This window comes from Nonomuraea corallina, from assembly GCF_027620315.1.
GTDB lineage: Bacteria > Actinomycetota > Actinomycetes > Streptosporangiales > Streptosporangiaceae > Nonomuraea > Nonomuraea corallina.
The window spans coordinates 1-9,287 of the sequence record NZ_JAPNNL010000237.1; the positions used below are offsets into that span (position 1 = coordinate 1).

Below are 9,287 nucleotides of genomic sequence, written 5' to 3' on the forward strand. Positions count from 1 at the left end.
CCCGGCAGCGGAGCTAGCAGTCGACGAGCTCCGGCTTCTGGTTGAGGATCTGCGCCCGCGGCGTGACGAACTCGCGCAGGGCCTCGCCGGCGGAGGGTGCGAACACCGCCACCCGGTGGCAGTTCTGGAAGGCGAGCCGAACGCCGAAGTGGCGCTCCAGGGCGCCGCGCATGGCGTCGCTGGCCAGGCAGCGCAGCAGCTCCCCGCGCGCCTGCTCGTCCGGCGGCGGCACCTGGTTGTCCGCGAACTCGGCCCCGGACTCGTCTCGCTGCTCGACCAGCTCGCTGATCACCGACCAGGCGTAGGGCAGGGACTCGCGCACGCAGGCCACGAAGGCCGCGTCGTCGACGTCGCCCGCGCGGGCCTGGTCGAGCAGATCGTTCGGAACGGTCAGCGACATGCTGTCTCCTTTCAAGAGAACATCGCCTTTTCGACGCTAGGTGGTCATCCGGGAACCCTCCAGATGACGGGAGGGGGACAGTCGCGTGGGTCACGGGCCGTAGACGAACCCGGGGTCGATCTGGGCGGACAGGTCGACGCCGGTCCTGGCGTCGGCCCACGCCCTGGCGTTGCGCAGGTGGAACTCGGCCGCCTGCCTGCCGAACCGCGCCCAGTCCTGCTCCTGCTCGTCGAGGCGCTTGAGCAGCACCGCGAGCGCGTCGGCGTTGCCGGGCTCCAGATCGTCGAGGGTGAACCGGTGTCCCTGCTCCATCGCCCGTACGGCGGCGGAGTGCTCCATCCAGGTGAGGAGGTCGGGGCCGGTGTGGGCGCGCAGGAACTCGACGTCGGACGGGCCGTGCACCTTGTTGCCGACGACGGCCAGGGCCACGCCGTAGTCGGCGGCGTAGTCGCGGTACTGCCGGTAGACACCCACGCCCTGGCGGGTCGGCTCGACGACCAGGAAGGTCAGGTCGAAGCGGGTGAACAGGCCGGAGGCGAACGAGTCGGAGCCGGCCGTCATGTCGACCACGACGTACTCGCCGGGGCCGTCGACCAGGTGGTTGAGCAGCAGCTCGACCGCGCCGACCTTGGAGTGGTAGCAGGCGACGCCGAGGTCGCCCTCCTCGAACGGCCCGGTGGCCATGAGCCGGATGCCCTCGGAGGTGGTGACCGCGTGCTCGTAGGCGGCGAGGTCGGGGAAGCGCAGCAGCCGGGAGCCGCGGCCGGGCGGGGTCGTCTTGACCATGACGTCGGCCGACGGGATGCGCGGGTTGTCGCCTCGCAGCAGGTCCTTGATCTCGGCGAGGTGGGCGCCGAGCGGCTCGGGCGGCCGGTCGAGGCCGAGCACCAGGGCCAGGTGCTGGTTGATGTCGGCGTCGATGGCGACCACCGGGGCGCCCCGGCTCGCCAGGTATCTCGCGAACAGCGCCGACAGCGTGGTCTTGCCGCTGCCACCCTTGCCGACGAACGCCACTCTCACGGTTTGTCCCTCCTGATCACGATTATGAAAACCGTTTCCATTCCTGCGGCCTATCATGCCACAGCGGAGGCGGGCAGAGAGGAGGGATCGCGGCCGTGTCCAGGCCCAGGAAATGCGGAAATAGTGTCAATAAGGTCGCGTTATCCTGCTCTGCGCACACAACTGCGACAAAAACGTGTAACTTCCGCAGTGGTCCGGACGTCGGGGTGGTTCCGGCGCGACCGCTTTCACGGGGGCGTGAGGCCAGGTCACGATGGCCTCACGCATGCGTCCAGGGAGAGCGGGCAGCAAGGCAGCCGGGCCGAATTCATGCCGGGAGTTGAGCATGGGCGAGGAGACAGCGCTGCGCTGCCCTATCACCGCCGACCTTGCCCTGCTGCGCGAGCACGTACGCGCCTTCGCGGCGGCTTCGGGGCTCTCTGGCGCCCGGCTCGACGACCTGGTGATCGCGGTCAACGAGGCGGCCGACAACGTGCTCGAACACGGAGGCGGAGCCGGCACGCTCAACGCCCGCGCCGACGACCAGGGCATCTGGATCGACGTCGAGAACTCGTCCGGCTCGCTGACGGCCGGCCATCTCTACCGGCACGGAGCCGACCCGCCCCCCGCCGCCTCGCGCGGCTACGGCCTGTGGATCATCCGCAGGCTCTGCGACGAGGTCCGCGTCGAGCAGGCCGGCGACCGCTCCCTGCTGCGCATGAACATCCGCTTCCCCGCCCCGGACAAGACCGACGCCGAGATCACCGGCCACACCGCTGACGCGTACCTGACCTGATCCTGCGACGCCCCGCCGGGCCGGAAGCCTGACCTGAGCCGTCGACGCCGCCCGCTTCGCTCAGCCGCAGGTCTTGTCGAGGGTGACCGGGCCCTGCGGGGAGGTGGTCGTGGTCGGCGCGCTCCTGGCGTGGTTCGCGGGTCCGCGCGGAGGGGAGAGCGCCTCGGCCGTCTGGTGCCGGATGAACCGCCAGTCCGGGTTGCTGGTGCTGATCAGCGGCGGGACGAAGTTGAGACTGCGGATCGGCTTGTCGCGCACCTTCTGCGCCAGCTCGACCAGCGCCGGGAGCAGGTCCTGGGGGACGTCCGTGGAGATCGCCCGCTTGGTGGCCGTGGCCAGGTTCTCGAAGCTGTTGAGCAGGGTGATCGGATCGGCCTGCCTGGCCACCGCGTTGATCAGGCACTTCTGGCGGCCCATGCGCACGTAGTCGTCGCTGTCGGTGCGGGAGCGGCCGTACCAGAGCGCCTCCTCGCCGCTCAGCCGGCGGGTGCCCGCCTGCAGCAGGCCCTCGCGGTACTTGCCGTACACGATCGGCTCCTCGACGGTGATCCGCACGCCGCCCACGGCGTCGATCATCTCGGCGAAGCCGTGCATGTCGATCATGGCGTAGTACCGGATCGGGAGGCCGAGCACGCCGCCGACCGTCTGCTTCAGCAGGGCGGGGCCACGCTGCCTGTCCGGCACGCCCGGCACCACCTCGGGATGGTTCTCGGCGTACTGGAAGACCTCGTTGAGCAGGCCGGGGGAGTCCACGCCGTCGCCGGTGAAGCCGTACGGGAACCGGGCGCGGGCCGGGCCGGGCGGCATCGGCACCTCCTCCAGGTTGCGCGGCAGGCCGAGCAGCGTGGTCGCGCCCGTGGCGGTGTCCACGCTGGCCACGGTCACGCTGTCGGTGCGCACCCCGGGCCGGTTCGGCGCCGAGTCCGCCCCGACGAGCAGGAAGTTGACCCGCCGCGCGCCGCTCCACGGGTCCTCGGCCACGATCGGGCCGCCCAGGTTGCCGGCGAACAGGTGGTGCACCAGGTCGCGTGACACGTACGCGAGCCGCGCCGCGTACGCGGTCGGGGCCAGGACCAGCGCGCACAGCGCGACGGTGAGGCCGGCGGTCAGGGCACGCCCGGCCACGCCCGCCCCGGCGGGACGCACCAGCATGTAGGACCAGATGATCACGGTCGTCCAGGCGGTCGCGATGACGGCCAGGATGAGCGCGAGGCCGGTCATCCAGCCCGGCTGCACGGCCAGCGACAGCAGCTGGGTGCTGAACGCGGTGACCACGGTGAGAATCCCGGCGATCAGCAGGATCTGCACCGACATGAGAACGAACGCGGTGCGATGGCGATGTGTCGCCAGATGGGCGGTCCCCCACAGCAGGGCGGAGCCCACCGTCAGTCCGAGGCTGAGGCCGAGGCCGAAGCCGCGATTCCTACCAGTCATGCCTGGTCAAACCCCCCGCAGTACGCAGATCCCACCAACGCTAATCCGGCCGGCGGCTGATTCACGGTGTCGTGGGTCGAAGGCGAGTCAACATGATCCAAGAGACTCTTTGCGTTATAACGTGAATGTGGGTAATCGACGTGGAAAGTACGGGTTAGATGCCCCCTGGGCGCTGGCCCGTCTCGTCCTGGGCGCGCTGCTCCTGCTCGCGCTCATGCTCGTCTCCTTCGCCTCCGACGTCGTCATGGCAGGCGTCGTCTTCCTCGCCGGCGCCTGCTACACGTTCGCCAGCGCCGCCAGCCACCTCCACACCACCCTGCGCGGCAGGTTCGCCGTCTGGAAAGAGGAACTGGCCCGGCTCGACGGCCACGAGAACGTGCTCGACCTCGGCTGCGGGCGCGGCGCCGTGCTCCTGCTCGCCGCCGGACGGTTGACCTCCGGCCACGCCACCGGCGTCCACGCAGCGCGCGCCAGGGGCCGCATCAGGGGCCGCGCCAGGGGCCGGTCCCGCTCCGACGAGGCCGTCACCCGCGCCAACGCCGAGGCCGAAGGCGTCCGCGACCGCGTCCACCAGGTCACCGCCGACCTTCGCGACCTGCCCTTCGGCGACGAGGAGTTCGACGTCGTCCTGTCAGCCCTGGCCCTGCGCGACCTCTCCGGCGCCGCCGCCCGCGAACAAGCCGTGCGCGAGGCGTACCGGGTCGTCCGTCCCGGCGGCCTGCTCCTCCTCGCGGACCTCCAGCACACGCCCGCGTACGAGGCCGCGCTGCGCGGCCTCGGAGCCCGTGACGTACGCGCCCGCGACCTCGGCCGGCGGTACTGGTACGGCGGGCCATGGCTGCGGACCTGCATGGTCGAGGCGCGCAAACCCTAGGCGGGTTTGGCGGCTCGGCAGCGGGTAACCAGAGGTGTTCATGAGCGATGTCGAGACCGGCACAGTCACCACCAAGGTGCCCGCACGGCTGGATCGCCTCCCGTGGTCGCGCTGGCACTGGATGATCGTCATCGGGCTCGGCACCGTCTGGATCCTCGACGGGCTCGAAGTCACCATCGTCGGCAACCTCTCCGCCCAGCTGGCCAAGCCCGGCAGCGGTCTCGACATCACCCAGGAGCAGGTCGCGGGCCTCGCCGCCGCGCTCTACGTCGCCGGAGCCTGCTCCGGAGCGCTGTTCTTCGGCTGGCTCACCGACAGGTTCGGCCGCAAGAAGCTGTTCATCATCACACTGATCGTCTACCTGGCGGCCACGCTCGCCACCGCGTTCTCGTTCAGCGTGTGGTGGTTCTTCCTGTTCCGCTTCCTGACGGGGTTCGGCATCGGCGGCGAGTACGCGGCCATCAACTCCGCCATCGACGAGCTCATCCCCAGCCGGCACCGCGGCCGCATCGACATCCTCATCAACGGCAGCTACTGGCTCGGCGCGGCCGGAGGCGCGCTGCTGACCGTGCCGCTGCTGAACAACCTGCCCGTCAACATCGGCTGGCGCGTCGCCTTCGGGCTCGGCGTGGTCCTCGGGCTCGCCATCCTGCTCGTCCGCAGGCACGTACCGGAGAGCCCGCGCTGGCTGTTCATCCACGGGCGCGGCGACGAGGCGGAGGAGATCGTCCGCGGCGTCGAGGAGGAGGTGCGCCGCGAGACCCGGCAGGAGCTGCCCGAGCCCGGCAGGTCCATGACCATCCACACGCGCAAGTCGATCGGGTTCATCCGCATCGCGCACACGATGGTGGCCCTCTACCCGACCCGGACGGTGCTGGGGCTGTCGCTCTTCATCGGGCAGGCGTTCCTCTACAACGCCATCACCTTCGGGTACGCGCAGATCCTGTCGACGTTCTTCCAGATCGACACCCACACCGGCTACTACTTCGCGGTCATCGCCGTCGGCAACTTCCTCGGCCCGCTCGTCCTCGGCCCGCTCTTCGACAGCGTCGGGCGGGTCCCGATGATCTCGGCCACCTACATCGGCTCCGGGCTGCTGCTGCTGGGCACCGCCTGGATGTTCAACGAGGGCATGCTCACGGCCGTCACCCTGACGGCCTGCTGGTCGGTGGTGCTCTTCGTCGCCTCGGCGGGGGCCGCGTCGGCCTACCTCACGGTCAGCGAGATCTTCCCGATGGAGACCAGGGCGATGGCCATCGCGTTCTTCTTCGCCATCGGCACCGCGGCGGGCGGCATCGCCGGGCCGCTGATCTTCGCGAACCTGGTGGCCAGCGGCGTTCCCGGGGACACGGCGGTGGCCTTCGCCATCGGGGCCACGCTCATGATCCTCGCGGGCATCGTGGAGCTGGTCTTCGGGGTGAAGGCGGAACGGCGGGGCCTCGAGGACATCGCCACCCCGCTGTCCGCCGCCCACCCGGAGAAGGCCACCTGACGACCCCGCGCCCGTCTCAGCCGGGCAGCGCGACGGTGAGGTCCACCTCGACGAGCTGCCCGGCGAAGCCGAGCCGGGCGACGCCCAGGAGGGTGCTGGCGGTGGTGAACGCCGCCGCGATCGGCGAGTCGCCGAACCGCCGCCAGGCGGAGCCCAGCACCGGGCTCTCGGCGCTGACCACGTAGATCACGGAACGGACGACCTGTTCCGGCCGGGCCCCGATCGCGGTCAGCGCCGCGAGGGCGTTGGCCGCGACCTGGTCGATCTGGGCGTCCAGGTCTCCGGGACCGACGAGGGCGCCGGTCGGGTCGAGCGGGCACTGACCGGCGAGGTACGCCGTCCGCCCGGCCTCCACGACCGTGACGTGGTGGTAGCCGGGTGTCGGGTGGAGTTCGTCGGGGTTGATACGGGTGATCTTCGTCGTCATGCCGTCGAGTCTGACCGGCCCACCCCCGCTCCCGCATCCCGATATCCGCCGCCCGCGACCCACGCGAAAACCGTTCCGGCCGGTCGCTCGGCCTTCCGGGAGGACAGGACCGGTTGCCCCGGGATCCCCCGGGACAGGGCCGGTCCGGGGGTCCTACGGGACAGAGCCGGTCTCCCGGGGGTCCCTCCGGGACAGGACCGGTCCCTGGGAGGCCCTGCGGGTAGGGCCGGTCGTCCGCGAGCTTCCGGCCGGGTGTCGGTCAGGGGCGCAGGACGTACCTGCCGCGTACGCCGCCCTTGGCGAGAGCGCGGTGGGTGGAGGCGACCTCGTCGAGCGGCACCACGGCGTGCACCCGCGCCGGAAGCCGGCCCTCGGCCACGGCCTGGAGGATCCCGGCGAGCCGGGCGCCGTCGGGCCGAGCGATGAGCGCCCGGACCGTGATGCCGCGCTCCCCGGCCGGCTCCGCGCCCGGTTGCACGCCGACGAACAGGCCGCCGTCGCGGACCAGCGGGACGCCCGCCTCCTGGAGGGCCGCGGCGTCGGCCACCGCGTCCCAGCCGGGCGCCGGGCGGTCGGTGAAGCCGGCGCCGAGGCCGCGCACGAACTCCTCGTCCTGGCTCCTGGCCAGTCCGGTGACCCGCCAGCCGCGCTCCCGCGCGAGCACGACGACGTTCGCGCCGAGCGCGCCCGCGGCGCCGGTCACCAGCAGGCTCCGGCCCTCCCCGTCGCCGAGCAGGTCGACGAGTTGGGCCGCGCCCACGCCGTTGAGCGGCACGGCGGCCGCGGTGGTCAGGTCGAGGCCGTCGGGCACGGGCGCGACATCGGCCGCCGACACGACGAGCTGTTCGGCGTAGGTGCCGAAGTCGCGGTCGAACCCGTCGATCAGGCCCGCGACCCGGCTGCCGACCGGCAGGCCGACGCCGGGGCCCGCCGCGGCGACGGTCCCGGCGAAGTCCCAGCCCAGCCCGGTGTGATGGGGCTGGTGGACCAGCCCGCGCCGGTGGAACAGCCCGGCGGCGACCGCCACGTCGACGGGGTTGACCGCGGCCCCGGCGATCGCGACGCGGACCTGGCCCGGCCCGGGTTCGGTGACGGGCACGTCGATGATCTCGATCGAGTCCGGGCCGTCGGGGACGCGGACGACGGCGGTGCGGAACGTGGTGGACATGGGTTCCTCCTGTGGTGAGATCCACGCTGTTGCACCACAATGGAGGGGTAACTCTCCAACAGGAAGTACGCACTTCGAAGTGCGTAGGTCACCGAGCGGTAAGGAGCCACCATGCCGACCATGACGGCGGCCGAGCGCCGGGCCCATGAGAAGCGGGAGTACGACGCGTTCCTGGCGGGCTGTCCCAGCCGTCTGCTCCTGGACCGCGTCTCCGACAAGTGGGTGGCCCTGGTGCTGGCCGCGCTGGGCGAGGGCGGCCCGCGCACCGGCGACGCCCGCCCTGGGGCGCCGATGCGCTACTCCGAGCTGGCCCGCCGGCTGGCCGGGGTCAGCCAGAAGATGCTGACCCAGACACTGCGCACCCTCGAACGCGACGGCCTGCTCACCCGTACGGTGACGCCCACGGTGCCCGTCACCGTCACCTACGAGCTGACCGGCCTCGGCCACTCGCTCCAGGGCCTCATGCGTGAGGTCAAGACCTGGGCCGAGCGGCACATGGACGAGGTGCTGGCCAACCAGCAGGAGTACGACTCCCGCGACGTCAGGTGATCGTACGGCGGAAGACGACGGTGGCCGTGAAACGGTCGTCGTCCTCCGGGTCCGGCTGGACCTTGGCGCTGATCACGTGCACTTCGGCGCCGGTGCCGAAGAAGCGCTCCGCCAGGGGGTAGGCCGCGGCCTCGATGGCCGCCGGGGTCCGCTCGCTGACCGTCACGGACAGTTCGAAGGGGAAGGGGTCCGTTCTGTGCATGTCACCTGCCTGATGCTCGCGCCCGCTGCGGGTCCCGCTACCCAGCCGGCCGGCTCTGACACGGCGCGAGGAGATCGAACTCCGGAAGATCCCGGAAGTCCTGGAAAGATCACACGTAGAGGCCCGTGAAGCATCGATGATGACGCGCTGTGCTTCCCGCCTCGCAAGAGGACCGGTGTGCCTTCAGCCCGGGGCCGGACGAGACGGGTACCGCTTGTGCCGGAGTGCTCGGCGGCCATGGAATCGGCCCGTTCGAGTGAGAACTCATCCCTCATCACGGGCTGTGCGTCACTGCAGGCCAGAGCTGTCGCGTGAGCGTTCTGCCGCACTGTGGCCCAGGGCGTACTACGACGTCTTCTACCGGCCTGGCACCGCGGCCGTGCTGGACGTCGTCTCAGAGGCTGAGTTCGGCGAGGGTCTCGTGGAAGGCGGCGATGGCGGCCTGGATCGCCGGGTGCTCCGCGTACCCGCGTCTGAAGGCCGCCAGGGTGCGGCGGTGCAGGGGGAGCGGGGTGAGCCGGACGCCGGGCGGCGGGGTGCGGGCCGCGAGGCGGGGCACCAGCGCCACGCCCTGCCCGGCGGCGGCGAAGGCCAGCACGGTGTCGAAGTCGTCGAGGTGGTGGCGTACGTCCGGCTCGAACCCGGCCGCCTGACAGGCTCGGATCGTCATCGTGTGGCACAGGGTGCCGGGCGTGCCGGCGATCCACGGGTCGCCTGCGGCGGCGGCGATGGCGGGCCGGTCGGTGAGGTACATGGGCTCGGCGAACAGCGGCTCGGTCTCCAGGGCGGCGTCGGTGACCGGGGGCACGAAGTCGTACTCGTGCACGAGCGCGAGGTCGAGTTCGCCGGCGCGCAGGGCGGCGGAGACGTCGGCGGGGTCGATCTCGGAGATCATCGGCGTCAGCGCCGGGTGGGCGGCGGCGAGCCGGGCCAGCGCCGGGGGCAG

11 protein-coding genes are annotated in these 9,287 nt (G+C 71.4%); 4 read left to right on the top strand and 7 right to left on the bottom strand.

The window, feature by feature from the left end:
* Positions 1–13 precede the first annotated feature (13 nt).
* Both OUY22_RS33950 and OUY22_RS33955 read right to left on the bottom strand, forming a co-directional pair.
* Positions 14–400 (bottom strand): SCO5389 family protein, encoded by a 387-nt coding sequence (locus OUY22_RS33950; protein ID WP_270159384.1) that lies wholly within the window; start codon positions 398–400, stop codon positions 14–16.
* 90 nt (positions 401–490) lie between these two features.
* Positions 491–1,420 carry an ATP-binding protein gene (locus OUY22_RS33955; RefSeq protein ID WP_270159385.1) on the bottom strand — a complete coding sequence of 310 codons (930 nt, stop codon included), beginning with the start codon at positions 1,418–1,420 and terminating at the stop codon, positions 491–493.
* Between the two features lie 325 nt (positions 1,421–1,745).
* On the opposite strand from OUY22_RS33955, the gene OUY22_RS33960 reads away from it, so the two are divergent.
* The gene (locus tag OUY22_RS33960) at positions 1,746–2,195 is read left to right on the top strand and encodes an ATP-binding protein (RefSeq protein ID WP_270159386.1); all 450 of its coding nucleotides are present in this window, start codon (positions 1,746–1,748) and stop codon (positions 2,193–2,195) included.
* Between the two features lie 60 nt (positions 2,196–2,255).
* On the opposite strand, the gene OUY22_RS33965 is transcribed toward OUY22_RS33960, so the two are convergent.
* Entirely contained in the window at positions 2,256–3,629 is a 1,374-nt protein-coding gene (locus OUY22_RS33965; RefSeq protein ID WP_270159387.1) for an LCP family protein, read from the bottom strand.
* Positions 3,630–3,756: 127 nt separating this feature from the next.
* On the opposite strand from OUY22_RS33965, the gene OUY22_RS33970 reads away from it, so the two are divergent.
* Complete coding sequence (locus OUY22_RS33970; RefSeq protein ID WP_270159388.1) at positions 3,757–4,503, top strand: class I SAM-dependent methyltransferase; 747 nt, start codon at positions 3,757–3,759, stop codon at positions 4,501–4,503.
* Positions 4,504–4,543: 40 nt separating this feature from the next.
* Positions 4,544–5,995, top strand: a complete 1,452-nt coding sequence (locus tag OUY22_RS33975; RefSeq protein ID WP_270159389.1) for an MFS transporter — start codon at positions 4,544–4,546, stop codon at positions 5,993–5,995.
* 16 nt (positions 5,996–6,011) lie between these two features.
* On the opposite strand, the gene OUY22_RS33980 is transcribed toward OUY22_RS33975, so the two are convergent.
* Both OUY22_RS33980 and OUY22_RS33985 read right to left on the bottom strand, forming a co-directional pair.
* Positions 6,012–6,422 carry a RidA family protein gene (locus tag OUY22_RS33980; protein ID WP_270159390.1) on the bottom strand — a complete coding sequence of 137 codons (411 nt, stop codon included), beginning with the start codon at positions 6,420–6,422 and terminating at the stop codon, positions 6,012–6,014.
* 259 nt (positions 6,423–6,681) lie between these two features.
* Positions 6,682–7,590, bottom strand: a complete 909-nt coding sequence (locus tag OUY22_RS33985) for an NADP-dependent oxidoreductase (RefSeq protein WP_270159391.1) — start codon at positions 7,588–7,590, stop codon at positions 6,682–6,684.
* Between the two features lie 111 nt (positions 7,591–7,701).
* Here OUY22_RS33985 and OUY22_RS33990 point away from each other — a divergent pair, with 111 nt between their 5' ends.
* On the top strand, positions 7,702–8,139 hold the full coding sequence (locus OUY22_RS33990; RefSeq protein WP_270159392.1) for a winged helix-turn-helix transcriptional regulator: 438 nt from the start codon (positions 7,702–7,704) through the stop codon (positions 8,137–8,139).
* On the opposite strand, the gene OUY22_RS33995 is transcribed toward OUY22_RS33990, so the two are convergent.
* Together OUY22_RS33995 and OUY22_RS34000 are read right to left on the bottom strand one after the other, a co-directional pair.
* Positions 8,132–8,341 carry a hypothetical protein gene (locus OUY22_RS33995; protein ID WP_270159393.1) on the bottom strand — a complete coding sequence of 70 codons (210 nt, stop codon included), beginning with the start codon at positions 8,339–8,341 and terminating at the stop codon, positions 8,132–8,134. The genes OUY22_RS33990 and OUY22_RS33995 overlap by 8 nt on opposite strands.
* Positions 8,342–8,735: 394 nt before the next feature.
* Positions 8,736–9,287 (bottom strand): LysR substrate-binding domain-containing protein (locus tag OUY22_RS34000; RefSeq protein WP_270159394.1); only part of this gene is annotated, 552 nt, incomplete at its 5' end.